The organism is Algirhabdus cladophorae, from assembly GCF_044772865.1.
Classification (GTDB): Bacteria; Pseudomonadota; Alphaproteobacteria; order Rhodobacterales; family Rhodobacteraceae; genus Algirhabdus; species Algirhabdus cladophorae.
Window position 1 is genome coordinate 1,489,441 of sequence record NZ_CP173029.1, and the last position, 18,620, is coordinate 1,508,060.

At 55.1% G+C, this 18,620-nt stretch carries 18 protein-coding genes and 1 other RNA gene; 14 read left to right on the top strand and 5 right to left on the bottom strand.

Annotated elements, in window-relative coordinates; translation table 11 throughout:
• Positions 1-40 precede the first annotated feature (40 nt).
• The 5 genes from ACIRQ6_RS07230 to ACIRQ6_RS07250 all read right to left on the bottom strand — a co-directional run bounded on the left by ACIRQ6_RS07230 (position 41) and on the right by ACIRQ6_RS07250 (position 2,840).
• On the bottom strand, positions 41-541 hold the full coding sequence (locus ACIRQ6_RS07230) for an SspB family protein (protein WP_420863455.1): 501 nt from the start codon (positions 539-541) through the stop codon (positions 41-43).
• Between the two features lie 75 nt (positions 542-616).
• Complete coding sequence (locus ACIRQ6_RS07235) at positions 617-1,201, bottom strand: hypothetical protein (protein WP_420863456.1); 585 nt, start codon at positions 1,199-1,201, stop codon at positions 617-619.
• Between the two features lie 189 nt (positions 1,202-1,390).
• Positions 1,391-1,739: a transfer-messenger RNA gene (ssrA, locus tag ACIRQ6_RS07240) on the bottom strand.
• 19 nt (positions 1,740-1,758) lie between these two features.
• Positions 1,759-2,109, bottom strand: coding sequence for a DUF4345 family protein (locus ACIRQ6_RS07245; RefSeq protein ID WP_420863457.1), 351 nt, complete (start codon positions 2,107-2,109; stop codon positions 1,759-1,761).
• Positions 2,109-2,840: a FadR/GntR family transcriptional regulator gene (locus ACIRQ6_RS07250; protein WP_420863458.1), complete on the bottom strand. Its 732-nt coding sequence runs from the start codon at positions 2,838-2,840 to the stop codon at positions 2,109-2,111. Before ACIRQ6_RS07250 ends, ACIRQ6_RS07245 begins: the two co-directional genes overlap by 1 nt.
• A gap of 67 nt (positions 2,841-2,907) precedes the next feature.
• On the opposite strand from ACIRQ6_RS07250, the gene ACIRQ6_RS07255 reads away from it, so the two are divergent.
• The 14 genes from ACIRQ6_RS07255 (at position 2,908) to ACIRQ6_RS07320 (ending at position 18,613) form a co-directional block, all read left to right on the top strand.
• On the top strand, positions 2,908-3,699 hold the full coding sequence (locus tag ACIRQ6_RS07255) for a DUF2182 domain-containing protein (protein WP_420863459.1): 792 nt from the start codon (positions 2,908-2,910) through the stop codon (positions 3,697-3,699).
• Between the two features lie 15 nt (positions 3,700-3,714).
• Positions 3,715-4,419, top strand: a complete 705-nt coding sequence (locus tag ACIRQ6_RS07260; protein WP_420863460.1) for a DUF1326 domain-containing protein — start codon at positions 3,715-3,717, stop codon at positions 4,417-4,419.
• Between the two features lie 23 nt (positions 4,420-4,442).
• Complete coding sequence (locus ACIRQ6_RS07265; RefSeq protein ID WP_420863461.1) at positions 4,443-4,922, top strand: DinB family protein; 480 nt, start codon at positions 4,443-4,445, stop codon at positions 4,920-4,922.
• Position 4,923: 1 nt separating this feature from the next.
• A complete protein-coding gene (locus ACIRQ6_RS07270; protein WP_420863462.1) occupies positions 4,924-6,024 on the top strand; it encodes a dimethylsulfoniopropionate demethylase in 1,101 nt (366 codons plus the stop codon).
• A 13-nt stretch (positions 6,025-6,037) separates the two neighbouring features.
• Positions 6,038-7,021, top strand: coding sequence for an acryloyl-CoA reductase (gene acuI, locus ACIRQ6_RS07275; RefSeq protein WP_420863463.1), 984 nt, complete (start codon positions 6,038-6,040; stop codon positions 7,019-7,021).
• Positions 7,022-7,214: 193 nt separating this feature from the next.
• Positions 7,215-8,873, top strand: coding sequence for a BCCT family transporter (locus ACIRQ6_RS07280; protein WP_420863464.1), 1,659 nt, complete (start codon positions 7,215-7,217; stop codon positions 8,871-8,873).
• An 87-nt stretch (positions 8,874-8,960) separates the two neighbouring features.
• On the top strand, positions 8,961-10,184 hold the full coding sequence (locus ACIRQ6_RS07285) for an aminotransferase class V-fold PLP-dependent enzyme (RefSeq protein ID WP_420863465.1): 1,224 nt from the start codon (positions 8,961-8,963) through the stop codon (positions 10,182-10,184).
• A 34-nt stretch (positions 10,185-10,218) separates the two neighbouring features.
• Entirely contained in the window at positions 10,219-11,637 is a 1,419-nt protein-coding gene (locus ACIRQ6_RS07290) for a cryptochrome/photolyase family protein (RefSeq protein WP_420863466.1), read from the top strand.
• Positions 11,638-11,746: 109 nt separating this feature from the next.
• Positions 11,747-12,955, top strand: coding sequence for a class I SAM-dependent methyltransferase (locus ACIRQ6_RS07295; RefSeq protein ID WP_420863467.1), 1,209 nt, complete (start codon positions 11,747-11,749; stop codon positions 12,953-12,955).
• A 36-nt stretch (positions 12,956-12,991) separates the two neighbouring features.
• Positions 12,992-13,432 (top strand): TrgA family protein, encoded by a 441-nt coding sequence (locus tag ACIRQ6_RS07300; protein ID WP_420863468.1) that lies wholly within the window; start codon positions 12,992-12,994, stop codon positions 13,430-13,432.
• Positions 13,425-14,390, top strand: coding sequence for an NUDIX domain-containing protein (locus tag ACIRQ6_RS07305; protein WP_420863469.1), 966 nt, complete (start codon positions 13,425-13,427; stop codon positions 14,388-14,390). Before ACIRQ6_RS07300 ends, ACIRQ6_RS07305 begins: the two co-directional genes overlap by 8 nt.
• Before the next feature lie 51 nt (positions 14,391-14,441).
• On the top strand, positions 14,442-15,479 hold the full coding sequence (locus ACIRQ6_RS07310) for a cysteine synthase A (RefSeq protein ID WP_420863470.1): 1,038 nt from the start codon (positions 14,442-14,444) through the stop codon (positions 15,477-15,479).
• Positions 15,480-17,891, top strand: coding sequence for a DUF3772 domain-containing protein (locus tag ACIRQ6_RS07315; RefSeq protein ID WP_420863471.1), 2,412 nt, complete (start codon positions 15,480-15,482; stop codon positions 17,889-17,891). It abuts the gene before it with no gap.
• Positions 17,888-18,613 carry an alanyl-tRNA editing protein gene (locus ACIRQ6_RS07320; RefSeq protein WP_420863472.1) on the top strand — a complete coding sequence of 242 codons (726 nt, stop codon included), beginning with the start codon at positions 17,888-17,890 and terminating at the stop codon, positions 18,611-18,613. The genes ACIRQ6_RS07315 and ACIRQ6_RS07320 overlap by 4 nt, the downstream gene beginning before the upstream one ends.
• The last annotated feature ends 7 nt before the right edge of the window (positions 18,614-18,620 follow it).

Below are 18,620 nucleotides of genomic sequence, written 5' to 3' on the forward strand. Positions count from 1 at the left end.
GGCGCGACAGGACGCAACAGATGCGAGCGCTATCAGAGGCTTATTTGCGAAAACTATCCAACGAAACCACATCAGCTTCGCCTGATTTTGGCGCAGGCTCCGGTGTGGTGTCGTCCTTTTGCGCAGCGGGTTCCATCTGCATAACGGGGGCAGGGGCCACAGGTTGCCCGGGGCTGGCGTCTTCGTCCTCTTGGCTTTCAAAGCGCAGACCAAATTCCACAGAGGGATCCACAAAGGTTTTGATCGCATCATAGGGGATATAAAGCGGCTCGGGGCTGTCGCCGAAATTCAGAGTTACAGCAAATCCTTCATCGGTCACTGTCAGATTGTCGAACCAATGCTGCATGACAACAGTCATTTCACCCGGATATCTGTCGGACAGCCAATCGGCAATTTCAACGTCAGGATGCAGTGTGTCAAAGGTGATAAAGAAGTGATGCTCGCCAGGCAAGCCATTGATCCCAACATCTGTCAGCACCCGTTGGATCAGCCCGCGCATGGCACGGTGCATTAGATTACCGTAGTCAATCGTGTTTGACATCAAGATACCCCTACCAGTTGCCGTCAGCATAGCGGTTTTGAGACAAAGGAAAAGACCCCCAAACAGGGGAGGCATTTAGCCCGTGCAGCCTGCCGGATCCAAGGTCACATTGCCCAACAAACGATCATCTTGGGAGAGGTAGTTATAGCTGTACGTCAGCCCCAATTCGCGGATGAGGCCGCGCAGTCCGGCGTTTCCACACAGCGCTTGGTTAATTGTGACTTCTTGCGATTCTATAAAGGCTGCGCGATCGAGGGCTGTGTACGGATAATTGACCGTATAAAAATGGCGCACATTCAAGCCATCAACGGCCAAATGATCAAACCGCAGATCCTGGGTTTCTTGCGTCTCACCGGTTTGGTTCAAAGCGCGGGCCGAGGATTCCAGCATCTCAATGGCTGCAGTTTGCTCGGGTGTGAGTAGGGCCCTGTCGGCGGCGGCCTGATCTTCGGGCAGCACAGGTTTTGGCGCCGTTAAGGCAAGCCCACTGGTTAGATCCGGTGTTTGGTTGTGAGTGACCTCGGGTGCAGTTTTCTGCGCCATCAGGCTTTGTTCTATGACTACGGCGTCAGACGATATAGCAGACACCAGTTTCGGTCCCGCCCAGCCTACAATTACACCCAAGGCCACAAGGCCCGTCATTGTCTTTATGTTCTGCATCGCTCGCATCCTCAAACAGCGACTCGATCCTTGATACGTCGAGTCTTTGCCGTATTCCGATACCGTATACTGTAGGTTGAGTGATGTAATCCCTAAAATGTAGGGTCGGCCCATATACGCCGATAATTTAAACACTGATTACTTATGTCAAAGATGATTTGGGTTCGTGTAACGCCGCATGCTGGGAAAAGCGCAGGTTTCTGTTGCCAGGTACCTGCAAACCCCGCCTAAGGCTGCTAAGCGTTAGGGCTTAAGATTTCAATGTTCCGCACAGCTTACGCTGCGAGGGCCATTGGAGCTTTGTTGTCATTTGCAACTAGCTTAAATGTACCGATAACGGTGGTAACTCACCGAAACAAAGCTAACCCCTTTAGACGTTCGTCGATCCTATTTCGACCCCATGACCGCCAAAGAACGGGTGTTGGTGGAGTCGCCGGGTACCGCCCCCGGGTCCGATCCGCTTATTACGAGCGCGTTTATGTTCATAGTCCCTAGGGACGTCCTTTACATAGGCGGGCAGGAAGGCGGTTAAAAGGGGAAGTTTTGGTATTTTTGGCTTAAGTCGGCCAATTTCCTGCAACCAAGACACCACCAACAGCCACTTCGACCAACATAAACACCCATTTCTTTTGGGTTTGGCCATCAAAGATCAAGGATGTGGCCCGCCCCATGCCCGCACAGAGCCAACCGGCCCCCATCATGGCAAAGGCTGTCGGGGATCCGATCAGCACTGCACCGACGCCGAGGCCAACAAACATCGCACCAGAGGCTGCGCGAATTTCAGAGGCCCCCATACTGGTGCTGCCTGCTTTCAAATCGACGCTCTCCATCACATAGCGAGGGGAAATCCAGCCGATCAGGCCAAGGAAAATACTAATGAATGCCAAGGCGGGGTTGATAAAGTCCATCACTTGGCCGTTTCGCGTTCTTTGAACACGGCATTGGCCAGCTCGGTCGTGTATTCTGACAGAACGATCAGGCACTCGTCTGCGCGTGTCGCGTTGCCTGCTTCAAGCGCGTCGGTCAGTTGTGTGTGCAGTGTAACGATCCTATCACGACTGCGCGCCGAGAAGGTGATCATGTTCATCAAAGGCTGCATCGCCTCGACAGCGCCGGCCAATTGGTAAGACAGCACAGGGTTTGCAGCCGCATCAACCAAAGCCCGGTGAAGTGCCACGTCCGAGGCGCAAAACGCCTCGTCTGTCAGGCCCGGTTGGCTTTGGCGGTGGATCTCAGCGCGCATTGTCGCCAGATGATCCGGCGTGCGCCGCTCGGCTGCAAGGGCAGCACAGGCGCGTTCCAACATGAAACGTGCCTCACAAGCTGTTGCAAAATCAATAGAATTCATCGAAAGCAAGAGCGTTGATGTGGTGATCTGCTGGCCATACGCGTCGGCGTAGCTCAGACGATTCACAAAAGCGCCGCCACTTGCCCCACGTTGAGTTCGGATCAGGCTTTGGGCGGCCAGACGTTTCAGCGCCTCGCGTACTGTTGAGCGTGACACATCAAAATGATCGGCCAGTTCTGCCTCTGACGGCAAGCGTTCGTCGACATTCAAATCGCCTGCAACTATGGTGTCCTTGATTGCTTTGGCAATCTGTGCCGAAAAATCAGCCGAGCTGTTAGGATCAATTTTCATTTGTCAGACATTTAAAAGTCTGACATTGAAAATCAAGACTAATACCTTTTGCGAGTCGGTTCACGTGATGAAGCCCTTGTTAGAAATTCCTTTGCGCAACTTACTCTGGCTTGGCTTTTTTGCCAGCGTTCTTTTGGCGTGGTGGATGCTCTATGCAATGAGCGTCGATATGGACCTTGATTTGATCGGGCGCCCGGGGCCTATGGGGCAAGCGATGCAAAACATGGATCCACGGATGCCCATGTATATGCCTATGGCCAATTTTGGACCGCTTTTTGCGATGTGGGCTGTGATGATGGCGGCAATGATGTTGCCGACCATGGTGCCCACAATGCGCAGCTACGAGGATTTGATCCGCAGTGCGGACGGCACACGGGCCGGATGGCTGGGGGTCATTCTGGGCTATTTCTTGGTTTGGGTGGCCTTTGCAGCTGTAATCACCGGGCTACAATTGGCGCTGTTGTTCGGCGGCGTTGTAGACATGCTGGGCATCTTTAAGACACCGCTTTTGTCGGCTGCTTTGTTGATTGCCGTGGGCCTGTTCCAGTTTACCAAAATCAAAGAGGTCTGCCACGGCGTCTGTCACAGCCCGATGATGTATTTTGTCGGCAACTGGAAGACCGGCTTTGTAGGCGGGTTGCGGATGGGCCTTGGCCTTGGGGCGTTTTGTGTTGGCTGCTGCTGGGGCTTTATGGCCTTGGGATTTGTCGGCGGCGTCATGAGCCTTTTGTGGATGGGCGCTGCGACGTTCTTTATGGTCTTGGAAAAACTGCCTAGTATCGGGCACGCCATCACGAAACCATTGGGGGTCGCGTTGACCCTTGCAGGCTTGGGACTTGGGGTCTGGACATTAATTTAAGGGAGGGCATGGAACATGGCCAAGAAGGAACGGGCACCGTCCGATAAACTGCCGATCAGCCAGCGTATTGATCAACGCATGGACAATCCCAAACGGCGCAAAATGCAGCCGACCGAATGGGCGATCAAAGGCGAATTATTTCTGAATTGTTCGTGCGAAGTGTTCTGCCCCTGTGTGGTCAGCCTTGGCGCGCATCCGCCCACAGAAGGGCATTGTCACGCGTGGATGGCCATTGCCATCGACGAGGGCCACTTTGAAGGCGAGGACCTGTCGGGTCTGAATGTCGGCCTGCTGGTGGATATCCCGGGCCGTATGGGCGAAGGCAACTGGCGCGTGGCGGCTTATGTGGACGAACGCGCCACCCAAAAAGCTTACAACGGAATCCTCAAGATTTTCTCCGGTGCTGCTGGCGGGACGACAGGGCTGTTTACTTTCCTTGTGTCCGAGATCATCGGTGCCGAGCGCGAAAAGGTCGAGATCATCCGCGATGGCAGCAAACGCGCCATCATGATTGGTCGCAAAATCCAAGGCGAGATTGAAACCGTTGGCGGCGCTGATCCCGATCATCCAGTGATGATCACCAATTCCAAATATTGGATGGGGCCAGATATTATTGCTGCCAAAGGTGTGAAATCCAAAGTGCGCGATTATGGTCGTGTCTGGGACTTTGGTGGAAAATCCGCCGAGATCTGCCCAATCGACTGGTCTGGACCGCGATGATTTCGGCGGCGTATTGCCGGAAAATGGCCCGCTATAATGCTTGGCAGAATAGCGGGATCATCGCCGAAGCGCGGGTGATGGACCAGTCCGAATTGACGAAGGATCGCGGGGCTTTCTTTGGCTCTTTGATGCACACTCTTAGTCATTTGCTGTGGGCCGACACAATCTGGATGTCGCGCTTTGCGGGGCTAACACCGCCTTCGGGTGGCATCCAAGACAGCGCGACGATGGTGACCGATCTGGAAACCTTGGCCATGCAGCGATTCCGCATGGATGGCCAGATTACCAATTGGACCCGCGATCTGCGCGACCTTGATTTGGTCGGCAACTTGACATGGATGTCTGGGGCCGCTGGTCGTGAAGTAACAAAACCGATTGCGCTGTGTGTGGCGCATTTCTTTAACCACCAAACCCACCACCGTGGGCAAATTCACATGATGCTGACGTCCCTTGGGATCAAACCCCAAGACAGCGACCTCTTTCTCATGCCAGAGGATCTATAAAATGGCGAATATTTTCCCGTCCCGCCGCGTGCGTCGGACCCCGTTCACCGAAGGTGTCGAAGCTGCAGGTGTCAAAGGCTACACTGTCTATAACCACATGTTGTTGCCTACAGTGTTTCGCAGTGTCGAAGAGGACTATCACCACCTCAAATCCGCCGTTCAGGTCTGGGATGTCTCGGTCGAGCGTCAGGTCGAAGTGCGCGGCCCCGATGCAGGCCGTTTGATCCAGATGCTGACGCCGCGCGATCTGCGCGGGATGCTGCCCGGCATGTGCTATTATGTGCCCATGGTCGATGAAACCGGTGGGATGTTGAACGATCCGGTTGCCGTAAAGCTGGCCGAGGATCGCTATTGGATTTCCATTGCTGACAGCGATCTGTTGTTCTGGGTCAAGGGCATCGCCTATGGCTATCGCTTGGATGTGTTGGTGGACGAGCCAGATGTCTCGCCCCTCGCTGTGCAGGGTCCCAAAGCGGACGATCTGATGGCGCGTGTCTTTGGCGACAGTGTGCGCGATATCCGTTTTTTCCGTTTTGGCATGTATGACTTTAACGGGGTCAGCATGGCTGTTGCGCGCTCGGGTTATTCCAAACAGGGCGGGTTCGAGATTTATGTGGACGGCACGGAAAACGGCATGCCCTTGTGGAACACGCTATTTGAAGCGGGCAAGGATTTGGACGTTCACGCCGGATGTCCGAACCTGATCGAACGCATCGAAGGGGGTTTGCTGTCCTACGGCAACGATATGACGGATGAAAATACACCCCATGAATGCGGTTTGGGGCGCTTTTGCAGCACTCAAACGGCCATCGGCTGTGTTGGACGTGATGCACTGTTGCGCGTCGCTAAAGAAGGCCCGGTAAAACAAATCCGCCCCATTTCGATTGAAGGCGACTTGCCGCCCTGCGACCGCGAATGGCCGATTATTGCCAAGGACAAACGGGTAGGGACAGTGACCAGTTCCGCCAAATCGCCTGACTTTAAAACCAATGTGGCCATGGGTATGGTGCGCATGACCCACTGGGATGCGGGCACACAATTTACTGTCAAGACGCAGGCTGGTGATTTTGCTGGCACTGTCGAAGAAAATTTCTGGATCTAAAGGACCTTCTGTTATGTTTAACGCCTTGCTTGTCGAAAAAGACGAAGATGGAAAAACCAGCGCTGCTGTGACCCAAATCAACGACAGCGATTTGCCTGCGGGGGATGTCACGGTTGCAGTTGAATATTCCACCGTGAACTACAAAGACGGGCTGTGCATTGGGCCGGGCGGCGGGTTGGTGCGCAACTATCCTCACGTGCCGGGCATCGACTTTGCAGGCACGGTCGAGGCATCCGACGATGAGCGCTACAAACCCGGTGACAAAGTTGTGCTGACAGGCTGGCGTGTGGGCGAGGCCCATTGGGGCGGCTACGCACAAAAGGCGCGGGTCAAAGCCGATTGGTTGGTGCCCTTGCCCAGTGGTTTGGACACACGTCAGGCCATGGCTGTGGGTACTGCCGGTTTCACGGCGATGTTGGCGGTGATGGCGTTGGAAGATCACGGTATCAAAGATGGGCCCGTGTTGGTCACAGGCGCTGCGGGCGGTGTTGGGTCCGTTGCCACAGCAATCCTTGGAAATCTGGGCCATAAGGTTGCGGCGGTCACAGGTCGGCCTGAAACTGCGGATTACCTCACAGGCTTGGGGGCGACCCAAATCGTGGCACGCGAGGAATTGAACGAAACCACCAAACGCCCGCTTGAAGCTGAAACATGGGGCGGCTGCGTGGATGCCGTGGGCGGCGAAATGTTGGCGCGTCTTTTGGGGCAGATGACCTATGGGGCGTCGGTGTCAGCAGTAGGCCTTGCTGGCGGTGCTGGTCTGCCCGCTACGGTTATCCCGTTTTTGCTGCGCGGTGTGAATTTGCTTGGCATCGACAGTGTGATGCAACCCTATGATAACCGCCTGCGCGCTTGGGAACGCATCGCCAAGGATCTGCCCATGGACAAGCTGGATGCGATGGTTCAACCGGCTGTTTTGTCCGATCTGCCACAACTGGGACGCGACATTCTGAAGGGTCAAGTGAAGGGCCGTGTTGTCGTTGACGTAAACGCCTAAGGCGCCGGAATTTCCGAAAATTCGGCTAAAAAACCAAAAAGCCCGTGAAAAAGCCCCTGAAATCTTCATTTCGGGGGCTTTTTTTGACTTTATTGTCTGTTTTGACCGGAACGGGACGCTTTTTGGTTACGATATCTCCAAGGTTGATTTACGCTTAACGCTATAAAAATAAGCAACAGGAGGGAATAAACTGATGGCTATAAAAGAACCTTTAACCGATCTGCCGATCAAGACCGCGGACAGCGGTTTTTATCGTGGATTTAGTGTTGATGTCACGGTGGTAAGTAAGATTATCATCGGTGTGCTCGTGGTGTGGTGCATTGTTTGGCCGGAATGGGCCGGCGAAGTCTTGGGGGCGTGGAACTCAGCGATCCTTGCTAGCTTTGCGGCGTGGTACATTTGGGTCGTGGCATTTTTTGTGATTGTCTGTCTTGGGCTATCGATTTGGCCAACTGCGGGCAGGTTGAACCTTGGGCTGGACGGCGAAAAACCTGAATTCTCGAATTTCTCATGGTTCTCGATGATGTTTGGCGCCGGTATCGGTGTGGGCATGCTGACATGGGCCGTGGCTGAACCAGTGGCGCATTTTGGCTCGAACCCTGAAACGATCATGGGCATCACCAATGGTGGCACTGCCGACAACGTGCGCATGGCCTACAAATGGTCTTTCCTGCACTGGGGTTTGGGGGCTTGGGCCTGTTACGCTGTTTGCGGTTTGTCCCTTGCGTTCTTTAGCTATCGGCGTGGTTTGCCCTTAACGATCCGCTCGGGGCTGACACCGTTGTTTGGCGCGAAACTGTCGGGCCTTCTGGGCACAATCGTGGATATCGTGGCCGTGGTTGCGACGATCCTTGGTGTGGCGCAAACTCTTGGGTTCGGTGTAGACCAATTCGTCGCGGGTCTGACCCGTATCGGCATTGGTGGCCTTACAAACGCTGAGGGTGCTGCATCGACGTTTGGCATCATCGTGGCCCTGTTGGTGATTATGGGGGCCTCAACCCTGTCGGCTTTGTCCGGCGTGGGCAAAGGCATCAAATGGCTCTCCAACATCAACATGGTCTTGTCGATTGTTTTGCTGGGCTTTTTCATCATCTTTGGTGCGACCTTCTTTGGTCTCAGTGCGATGTTTGTCGGTCTTTGGGACTATCTGATCGCATTGCCGCAACTCAGCTTCAACGTCTTTAGATCCGACGGTGTGGACGGGTCCGAAGCCTTTAAACTGGCACAATGGCAGGGCTGGTGGCCCGTGTTCTATTGGGCTTGGTGGATTGCTTTTGCACCGTTCGTAGGCTTGTTCCTGGCACGTATTTCGCGGGGTCGTACCATCCGTGAATTTGTCCTTGGTGCGATGATCGTTCCGTCGCTGATGTGCTTTGTTTGGTTCTCTTGGGCCGGTGGCACAGCGATTGATCTTGAGCTGAACGGTGGCGCAAATGGCGTGATCTTTGATGCCGCAAACGGTGACAAGATTTTTGCCATGACCGAGTTCATGCTGGCCCCGATCGCGCAAACCCTTGCGTGGGGTATGGCGCTGTTGATCGTTGTATTGTTGATGACGTTTCTTGTGACATCGGCTGACTCGGCTGTGTTGATTGTAAACACCATCAATGCTGCTGGTGACGAGGGGCCAAAAGCCCGTCCACATATCCTGTTCTGGGGTGCTGCCCTAGGTTTGGTTGTGGCAGGTTTGCTGATCTCTGGCGGGACCGGGGCCATCCAAACCGCGATGGTGATTGGCGCGCTGCCATTTTCTTTTGTGATGGTTTTGATGTGCTTGTCGCTGATCAAAGCGATCTACAATGATGGACGCCGTGAAGCTGCGGGTGTTGCGACGACGGTTCCGGCTGAATAAGTCAGTTTTGTTCTGAATCAGAACAATCAAAAACAATGGACTGGCTTTGGTACTTGAAAACCAAAGCCAGTCCTGTATTCATACGGTATGCAACTGGATACCGATTTTGTTCGCGCCCAATTCCCCGCATTTCAGGAACCCGCATTGCGGGACAAAGCCTTCTTTGAAAACGCGGGTGGCAGCTACATGTGCCGCTATGTGTACTGGCGCCTGAGACGGTTTTACCGCGAACGCAAAGTCCAACCTTATGCGCCCTATCACGCCTCGCTTTTGGCTGGGGACGAAATGGATGAGGCCCGCGAACGCCTAGCGCGGATGATGGGCGTCAGCACTGACGAAGTGTCGTTTGGCCCGTCAACCACGGCAAATGTCTATGTTTTGGCACAGGCCTTTGGACAATGGTTGACGTCGGGCGATGCAATCATTGTCACCAATCAAGATCACGAGGCCAACACAGGCGCGTGGCGCCGTCTTGCCGCCCGTGGCATCGAGGTGCGGGAATGGCAGATCGATCCGCAAACAGGTCATCTTGACGTGGATGCTTTGAAAAATCTGATCGATGAGAAGGTCAAACTGCTGTGTTTTCCCCATTGCTCGAACGTTATTGGCCAGATTAATCCAGTGGCCGAGATCTGCAAACTGGCGCGATCCGAGGGGATATTCACCTGCGTGGACGGTGTCAGCTACGCCCCCCACGGCATTCCCAATGTGAACAAGCTGGGTGCGGACATCTATCTGTTTTCCGGCTACAAAACCTACGGACCCCATCAAGGTGTCATGGTGATCGGTCGTGATCTAGGAATGCTTCTGCCCAATCAGGGTCATGACTTTAATGGCACGACGCTCTATCAACGGTTCACACCAGCAGGGCCCGATCACGCCCAAGTGGCCGCTTGCGCCGGGATCGCGGATTACTATGACGCGGTTTATGCGCACCACTACAAAGCAGGGCGAGATGGGGCAGGGCGCTGCGATTGTGTTAACACGCTGTTTCAGGCCCAAGAGACGGCATTGATGCAGCCGCTTTTGGATTACCTCAGTGGTCGGAATGATTTGCGCCTGTTAGGACCTCCCCATGCCAAGGATCGCGCCCCGACAATTGCCTTGGACTTAGGACGCTCAGGCGAACAGGCCGCCCGCCAGTTAAATGCCCATGGGATCATGGCAGGGGGCGGTGATTTCTACGCCGTTCGTCCCCTTGCCGCCATGGGGGTCGATTTGGATCAAGGGGTGCTGCGGCTGAGTTTTGTCCACTATAACACCCAACAAGAGGTTGACCGGCTGATAGACGCCCTAGATCAAACCCTCTAAGGTACAAACGGCCTTGGCGTGACCAAGAGGGACTATGAACACACCAATTCTTTTGTGGCTGCGGCGCGATTTGCGGCTGGTCGATCATCCTGCGCTGGTTGCGGCTTGCGAGGCCGGTGCGCCGGTTATTCCAGTTTTCATCCATGACCAGCAAGTTTCCCAATTAGGGGCCGCGCCCAAGTGGCGCCTTGGCCTGTCGCTGGCCCAGCTTGAACAGGACCTCCGGGCCAAAGGCAGTCAGTTGATCTTGCGCCGTGGGACGGCCCAGCAAGTGCTGGAGGATCTGATTGCCGAAACCGGTGCAGGATCCGTCTATTGGTCCCGGCTTTATGATCCCGCAGCCATTGAACGTGACACGCAGGTTAAATCCGCCCTCAAGGCGCGCGGGATCACCGCGCGCAGTTTTGGCGGGCATGTAATGTTTGAACCCATGAGTGTCGAAACCAAGACAGGTGGGTTCTACAAGGTTTTCACGCCTATGTGGAAATCAGTACGCACGCGCGACGTACCCCAGCCTTTGGCGGAACCGGCTAAAATCCCCGCGCCCGAGGCATGGCCTGCCAGTGATGCGCTGGACAGTTGGGCCATGGGGGCAGCGATGCAGCGCGGCGCGGATGTCGTTTTGCCCTACACAACGGTGGGGCAGGCCAAAGCGTTGGAGCGATTGCACGCATTTTGCGACGGGCCGATCGGTGGCTATACTGCCAACCGTGATCTGCCATGGAAACGTCATGGCACGTCGCGCCTGAGTGAAAATCTGGCTTTGGGCGAGATCAGCCCGACCCAGTGCTGGCACGCAGGCAAAGGGAAATTGGATCAGGGCGTCAGTGATGCCGAAGTGTTTCTAAAGGAGCTGGTGTGGCGCGAATTTGCGTATCATCTTGCCTTTCACACCCCACGGATTGTCAGCGATAATTGGAAAGAGGACTGGGACGCGTTTCCTTGGAACACCGATGAAACCGATGCACGGGTGATCGCTTGGAAACAAGGACGCACAGGAATTCAGTTTGTCGATGCGGCCATGCGCGAAATGTATGTCACGGGCACGATGCACAATCGCGGCCGGATGATTGTTGCCAGCTATTTGACCAAACATCTGATGTGTCATTGGAAAATAGGGATGAACTGGTTTGCCGATTGCCTGATTGATTGGGATCCGGCCAGTAACGCAATGGGGTGGCAGTGGTCCAGTGGGTCTGGCCCTGATGCGACGCCTTACTTTCGGGTGTTCAATCCAGTGACCCAGTTGGATAAGTTCGACAAGCACCGCAGCTATGTCAGCACATGGTTGGCCGAAGGACGCAGCAATCCCGCGCCCGAGGCATTGGCCTATTTCGAGGCGATCCCGAAAAAGTGGTCCATTGCGGCAACTGACACGTACCCCCAACCAATAGTGAACGCAGCAGATGGGCGCCAAATCGCCTTGGACGCTTACAGTAACAGAGGCTTCTAAAGTGCCGTGGGGATAGCCCGTAATGGGTTGTTATTGCCGCAAAAAAGGGGCTTAATAAAGATTAACGTGCTGACAAAAGCACATTCGGACGACACGGGGAAAACCATCTATGATCCTGACGACAACGCAGGGGCAAACCGATTTGCCGCGTTACTTCAAGAATGCCTTCTCATTGGCAGAAAATCTGAACTACGGGCGACTGGATGTGACCTTGCCTGATGGGCGCAAGTTCCGCGCCGAGGGCAAAAATCCCGGACCCGTGGCAGAGCTGATCGTGCATAATGAGGACCTTTTCGCGCGGTTAATCCGTGAAGGCGACCTTGGATTTAGTGATGCCTATTTGGACGAATGGTGGTCGACGCCGGATTTGCAAGCTTTTATGGACCTCGTTCATGCGGATAACGACGTCATTTACAATGGGTTTCCGGGGCAGACATTGGTGCGCAGTTACGAACGGCTGCGGTTTTGGTTGCAGTCCAATTCCAAACGCCAAGCCCGCAAAAACATCAGTTATCACTATGATTTGGGCAATGATTTCTACGGGCTATGGCTGGATGACACGATGACCTATTCGTCGGCGCTTTATAAAACAGGCCAAGAAAGCTTGGAGACGGCACAAATCCAGAAATATGCGCAAATGGTGGATGAAATGGGTGCAAAGCCCGGTGATCATGTTCTGGAGATTGGCTGTGGATGGGGCGGCTTTGCGGAATACGCCGCCAAGGAACGTGGCCTCAAAGTGACCTGCCTTACAATCAGTCAGGAACAGTTGAACTACGCCGTGGAACGCATTGAAAAGGCAGGTCTTTCGGACAAAGTGGATTTTAAGCTGCAAGACTATCGTGACGAAACAGGCACCTATGACGGCATCGCCAGTATCGAGATGTTTGAGGCTGTGGGTGAACGCTATTGGCCCGCGTATTTCGACACGCTGCGCGAGCGGTTAAAGCCCGGAAAAAACGCGACGTTGCAGATTATCACGGTGGCTGAATTTCGTTGGGAGGCCTATCGCCGCGGCGTGGACTTCATCCAGAAATATATCTTTCCTGGTGGTATGTTACCTAGCCCCAATGCCCTGCGCGCAGCGATCAAACGGGCCGGTCTAACCGAAAAAAACTCGATCGAATTTGGCCAAAGCTATGCGGTCACCTGCAAGCGCTGGTATGAGGCGTTTAACGATACATGGGACCAGATCGTCCCCATGGGCTTTGACGAGCGGTTCCGCCGGATGTGGAATTTTTACCTGACCTCTTGTGCGGCGACGTTTGATAGCCGAAACTGCGACGTAACGCAGATCACGGTGACAAAGCCTGGGTAAACATCAGGTCAGGCCGTCCAATACAGGAAGTCTCCTATGCCTACCGCAGCCCGCCTTGTTGCCGCACTCCTTTTCGCCGCTTTAGGGTGGTACGTCTCGGAGATGGTTAAGGCGCTGTTGCCGCCGGAGGAAAACGTCGGGTGGTTTTCCGAAGCCAACACGATCATCAGTTTTTTCATTGGTTGGGTGTTTGTCGGGAAGCGGGCAGGGGACACCTACGCTGGCGCGTTAGGCTATGGGATAACTGCGGCTCTTTTAATGGTTTTATGGTGCGCGTTTTTGCAAGCCTTCTACGAGATGATCGAAAAATCCTTGCGCAAACAATATGATGACCCGGTAGAGGCTGTTGTCGCTATCTTTGAGATCATGATCGAGCGGGGTCCAGTATTGATCAACCCATTCGTTGTTGGCACCTTGCTCTTTGGGGCGATGATTATTGGATTGATTGTTGAATGGGTGGGGCGACGCTTTGCGTGATCCGGTGTCTGTGGATTGGTTTGAAGACGCCAAAAATTTCGGACCTGTTGTTCAGGGCAAAATAACTGTTCAGGCAGCTGACGCGATAGACCTGCGCGGTGGGCCACTGGATTTGCAGTGTCTTGGCACTTTGGCGCGTTTGTCAGGCAGAACTGTAACTGTCCACTCTGACTATCTGACGATTACGCGGGGGGAATTGCCCGTGCGCGCTGACATCTGGACAGAGGCCTTGCCCGAGATCGCGCGGGCTTTGGGCCAGATCAGCGAACAGACCTTGATGGCGCGCCGCGCTGTGATGTTTGATCGGGCGGCCTCGCGCATTGCGGCCCGTGCAGATGCATCTGGCCTCGCGCTGAGCGGCTTGACCCGTGACGATGTCGATATCTTGGCCCACCGTCATCCTTATTCGCATTTCTTTGCTTTGGATGAACTTGAATTGACCCATAAACGGTTTGATGGCCAGCGGAGCCAACCCATGGAACGGGCGGTGTTTCTGGCCTGCGACGCAGTTTTGGTGCTGCCCTATGATCCCGTGCGCGACCACGTTTTACTGGTCGAACAGTTCCGCGCGGGCCCTTGGGGGCGCCATGATCCCAAGCCTTGGCAGATCGAACCAATCGCTGGCCGCATCGATGCAGGCGAGACGCCAGAAGCCGCTGCTCGCCGAGAGGCCCATGAGGAGGCTGGTCTGCAGCTTGACACGCTTGAGTTGATCGGTCGCAGCTATCCCAGCCCCGGCACATCTACTGAATTTTATCATATGTTTGCCAGCTTCTGTGATCTGCCGCCATCCTTGGTGGGTCAGCATGGTCTGGCAGAAGAAAACGAAGACATCCAAACACATCTTATGGCTTTTGAAACCCTTGACGCCTATGCGCAGGAGGGGCGGATTTCCAACCTGCCGTTGTTGACGGCCATTCATTGGTTGGCCCGCCGCCGAAGCCTATTGTCTGCTTGAGTTCGCCCGTCCGCAGGCCTACATATTCGCCATGCTATTGAAGGACGCGCCATGACCATTCATTCCACTCTTGCAGCCGCGATCGGGAACACGCCCTTGATCCGTTTGAACGCCGTATCAGAGGCCACAGGGTGTGAGATTTTGGGCAAGGCCGAGTTCATGAATCCGGGCCAATCGGTCAAGGATCGCGCGGCGCTTTTCATTATTAAAGCAGCGATTGCTTCGGGCGCCCTAAAGCCCGGCGGCACCATTGTCGAAGGCACGGCTGGCAACACTGGGATTGGCCTTGCTTTGGTGGGGGCCTCAATGGGGTTCAAAACGGTGATTGTGATCCCCGAAACTCAGTCTGAGGAAAAGAAAGACATGCTGCGCCTGGCTGGTGCTGAACTGGTGCAGGTGCCCGCAGCGCCTTATCGAAATCCCAACAATTTTGTGCGCTATTCGGAACGTTTGGCCGCCGCACTGGCCAAAACAGAACCGCACGGCGCGATCTGGGCCAACCAGTTCGATAATGTGGCCAACCGGCAAGCCCATATCGAGACCACGGGCCCCGAAATTTGGGCCCAGACCGAGGGCAAAGTGGACGGATTTATCTGTGCGGCGGGTTCTGGCGGGACAGTGGCTGGTGTTGGTATGGTCTTGCAGCCAAAGGGAGTCAAAGTGGGGCTGGCCGACCCCGATGGTGCGGCGCTGCATAGTTTTTACACGACAGGTGAATTGGCTTCAAATGGTGGATCTATCGCCGAAGGGATCGGGCAAGTGCGCATCACCAAGAACCTTGAGGGGTTCACGCCTGATATGTCCTACAACATTCCGGACGCCGAGGCGCTGCCGATTGTCTTTGATTTGCTGCATGATGAGGGCCTTGTTCTGGGCGGATCCAGCGGCGTCAATATCGCAGGCGCGGTGCGTATGGCGCGCGAGATGGGGCCGGGACATACTATTGTAACCATCCTGTGTGATTACGGCACGCGCTACCAATCCAAGCTGTTCAATCGTGAGTTTTTGGAAAGCAAAGACTTGCCCGTGCCCGATTGGATGGCCCCCAGCACGCGCGCCATTCCAAGTGTTTTCGAGGATGTTTCCTAAATGATCTTACGCATTCTTGCACTGCTGGTTCTGACAACATTCACGTTTGGGATCGGTGTGGTCCACACGGCTCATGCCCAGAATGCGCCAATTGTTGCAGATCAACTGGCTCCGGATTACCAGGAGTGGGAAAAAACCGCGCTGCGGGCAGAGGATGTGCTGGAAACCGCCAAAGCCAGCAATCAGGCGTTGGAACAACTACGTCTGCAACTGGTGTCTTGGCGTGAACGCTTCTTGTCTGCGCAGGACATCAATGCGGACCGTATCGCTACACTGACCAATCAATTGTCAGTCTTGGGTCCGGCGCCCGAGGAACCCGCCTCCGAGGCCGAGGAGCTGACCGCGCGCCGCACGGAATTAAACACCTCGCTTGCGACGGCACGGGCGCCTGTGGTGCGGGCGCAAACGGCTTATTCGCGCGCTGATGGTTTGATCAAGGAATTGGATCAGTTGATCCGGGCGCGATTAACCAGCGAGCTTTTGTACCTTGGACCAACGCCCCTGAACCCCACCACATGGTTTGATGGCGCAGCTTTGTTGGAGGACGGCTATACCAAACTCAGTGGCGGGTTGGAAAACTCGCTCAATAGCGCCACGGCCAAAACCACGGCACAACAACGCGCGCCCATTGCCATCTTGTTGCTGCTGATGGGTATTGTCATTTTGATCCGGGCGCGGCGATGGGCAGCCAGCCTAGAAGACCACGCCGCACATCACCGTATGCGCTTTGGCGGCCTGTCGATGATGATCAGCAGTTTTACCCGTGTGGCGCTGCCTTTTGCAGCGATCCTTGCGATCATTACGGCGGCCCGCATGACAGGCTTTTTCGGCCCCAACTGGCAAAATGCCTTTGACGGATTGCTATATGGCACAGGCCTTGCGGCGCTGATCGGTTGGATTGGCATTTGGGTCTTTCCCAATACCGAAGAACGGCCGAACCTTCTGTTTGAACTGACCCCGGTACGGGCCGCCCGGGCGCGCCGTCTGGCGGCTTGGCTGGGTGCGGTCATGGGCGTGATCATGTTCCTGGACTACACGCTGCCCTATGATGCATGGCCGCGCCTGTCCAAGGCCGTCGTGTTCTATCCGTTTGTTGTCATCTTGGGGTATATTTGGTTCCGTCTGGGCCGATTGATCCTCTATCATGGCAAAGAAACCCGTGATGAAGGCGCCGATGCGCGCTACAGTGACTATGCTATTCGCATGGTCGGACGTGGCTTGATGGTGGCCGCGGTGGTGGCCGTCGTTTTGGGCTCCATCGGCTATATGACCTTGGCCGAGGCATTGATCCAACCCTTGGGCTTTTCGTTCTTGGTTTTGGGCAGTGTCGTCATTGTCACCTATATCTTTAGCAGGCTTTACGCGCGCTTTACGGGCGGCGGGGAAGAGGCTGCAAACTCGCTTATCCCAGTGCTGTTTTCTTTGGTTGCGTTTTTGGCGGCACTGCCATTTTTGGCGCTCAGCTGGGGGGCACGTCTGGCGGACCTGAGCGAATTGCTGACCCGCTTTCTGGACGGCGTACAAATCGGCAACGCGCGAATTTCGCCCAGTGATTTTCTAACCTTCGCCTTCATTTTTGTTGTGGGCTATATGCTGACGCGATTGCTGCAAGGTACCCTGCGCACCTCTGTTTTGCCCAAAACGAAAATGGATACAGGCGGGCGCAACGCCGTTGTTTCGGGTGTGGGTTATGTGGGGATTTTCCTTGCTGCCTTGATCGCGATTACCACGGCTGGGATTGATCTGTCGTCACTGGCGATTGTGGCGGGGGCGCTGTCTGTGGGCATCGGCTTTGGCCTGCAAAATATTGTCTCGAACTTTGTCTCTGGGATCATTTTGTTGATCGAGCGGCCAATTGCCGAAGGCGACTGGATCGAAGTGGGCGGGCAAATGGGCTACGTGCGCGATATCTCGGTGCGTTCGACCCGGATCGAGACCTTTGATCGCACGGATGTCATCGTGCCCAACGCTGATTTGGTCAGCAACCAAGTGACCAACTGGACGCGCGGAAACACGGTTGGCCGTCTGATCGTTCCTGTGGGTGTGGCCTACGGCACCGACACCCGCTGGGTCCAAGAGATCCTGACGGAAATCGCGCGCGCCCATCCGATGGTGCTGCTGAACCCGGCTCCTGCGGTTTTGTTCATGGGATTTGGCGCAGACAGTCTGGATTTTGAAATCCGTGTGATCCTGCGCGATGTCAGCTTTATGTTGGGTGTTAAGACGGAAATGAACCACCAGATCGCCGAACGCTTTACCAAAGAAGGCATCGAAATTCCGTTTGCTCAACGCGATGTTTGGTTGCGCAATCCTGAGGTTTTGCAGCCCTCTGCATCCGAGCCTACGACGCCTTCGACGGCCGACGACGTGCCAGATTCTCCAGACGAACCGACGCAAAAAGGTGCGACATGAATCCGACCAATCCTTTGTTCCTCGAAGACGCCTATATCCGCGACGCAAAAGGCACTGTGCGCAGCCATACGCCCGAAGGTGGTATCGTTTTGGACGAGTCGATCTTTTATGCGACTTCAGGCGGGCAACCAGGGGACAGCGGCAAATTGGTTTGGGACGGTGGCCAGATCGAGATTGCCACTTGTGTCAAGGGCGAGGGCGGCGGACTGATCCTTGTTCCAGCTGAGCCAGCTGCGCTACCGCCTTTGGGCGCAGAGCTGATGCAACATCTGGAATGGGACCGCAGGCATCGACATATGCGTGTGCACACGGCCTTGCATCTGTTGTCGGTGGCGATCCCGTTGCCAGTGACCGGTGGTTCGATCACCGCAGAGAAGGGCCGTTTGGATTTTGATATGCCCGACGCCCCCGAGGACAAAGCACAGATCGAAGCGACGCTAAACGATCTTGTGGCGGCAGACTATCCCGTCACCGACAGTTGGATCACGGATCGAGAACTAGCCGAAAATCCACAATTGATCAAAACAATGTCCGTCAAACCGCCTGTGGGCGCGGGCTTTGTGCGATTGGTGCGGATCGGGGACGAAGTGAGCCAGATCGATCTGCAACCCTGTGGTGGCACCCATGTGGCCAGCACTGGCGAAGTCGGCCCCTTGCGCCTTGGCAAGATTGAGAAAAAGGGCCGTCAAAACCGCCGTGTGTCGGTGTTTTTGGACACTTAATTTTTTT

Bases quoted from the DNA above. Each gene is read 5' to 3' on its own strand.
- ACIRQ6_RS07230 (WP_420863455.1), bottom strand. From the start codon at position 541: ATGTCAAACACGATTGACTACGGTAATCTAATGCACCGTGCCATGCGC.
- ACIRQ6_RS07235 (WP_420863456.1), bottom strand. From the start codon at position 1,201: ATGCAGAACATAAAGACAATGACGGGCCTTGTGGCCTTGGGTGTAATT.
- ACIRQ6_RS07245 (WP_420863457.1), bottom strand. From the start codon at position 2,109: ATGGACTTTATCAACCCCGCCTTGGCATTCATTAGTATTTTCCTTGGC.
- ACIRQ6_RS07250 (WP_420863458.1), bottom strand. From the start codon at position 2,840: ATGAAAATTGATCCTAACAGCTCGGCTGATTTTTCGGCACAGATTGCC.
- ACIRQ6_RS07255 (WP_420863459.1), top strand. From the start codon at position 2,908: ATGAAGCCCTTGTTAGAAATTCCTTTGCGCAACTTACTCTGGCTTGGC.
- ACIRQ6_RS07260 (WP_420863460.1), top strand. From the start codon at position 3,715: ATGGCCAAGAAGGAACGGGCACCGTCCGATAAACTGCCGATCAGCCAG.
- ACIRQ6_RS07265 (WP_420863461.1), top strand. From the start codon at position 4,443: ATGGCCCGCTATAATGCTTGGCAGAATAGCGGGATCATCGCCGAAGCG.
- ACIRQ6_RS07270 (WP_420863462.1), top strand. From the start codon at position 4,924: ATGGCGAATATTTTCCCGTCCCGCCGCGTGCGTCGGACCCCGTTCACC.
- acuI (WP_420863463.1), top strand. From the start codon at position 6,038: ATGTTTAACGCCTTGCTTGTCGAAAAAGACGAAGATGGAAAAACCAGC.
- ACIRQ6_RS07280 (WP_420863464.1), top strand. From the start codon at position 7,215: ATGGCTATAAAAGAACCTTTAACCGATCTGCCGATCAAGACCGCGGAC.
- ACIRQ6_RS07285 (WP_420863465.1), top strand. From the start codon at position 8,961: ATGCAACTGGATACCGATTTTGTTCGCGCCCAATTCCCCGCATTTCAG.
- ACIRQ6_RS07290 (WP_420863466.1), top strand. From the start codon at position 10,219: ATGAACACACCAATTCTTTTGTGGCTGCGGCGCGATTTGCGGCTGGTC.
- ACIRQ6_RS07295 (WP_420863467.1), top strand. From the start codon at position 11,747: ATGATCCTGACGACAACGCAGGGGCAAACCGATTTGCCGCGTTACTTC.
- ACIRQ6_RS07300 (WP_420863468.1), top strand. From the start codon at position 12,992: ATGCCTACCGCAGCCCGCCTTGTTGCCGCACTCCTTTTCGCCGCTTTA.
- ACIRQ6_RS07310 (WP_420863470.1), top strand. From the start codon at position 14,442: ATGACCATTCATTCCACTCTTGCAGCCGCGATCGGGAACACGCCCTTG.
- ACIRQ6_RS07315 (WP_420863471.1), top strand. From the start codon at position 15,480: ATGATCTTACGCATTCTTGCACTGCTGGTTCTGACAACATTCACGTTT.
- ACIRQ6_RS07320 (WP_420863472.1), top strand. From the start codon at position 17,888: ATGAATCCGACCAATCCTTTGTTCCTCGAAGACGCCTATATCCGCGAC.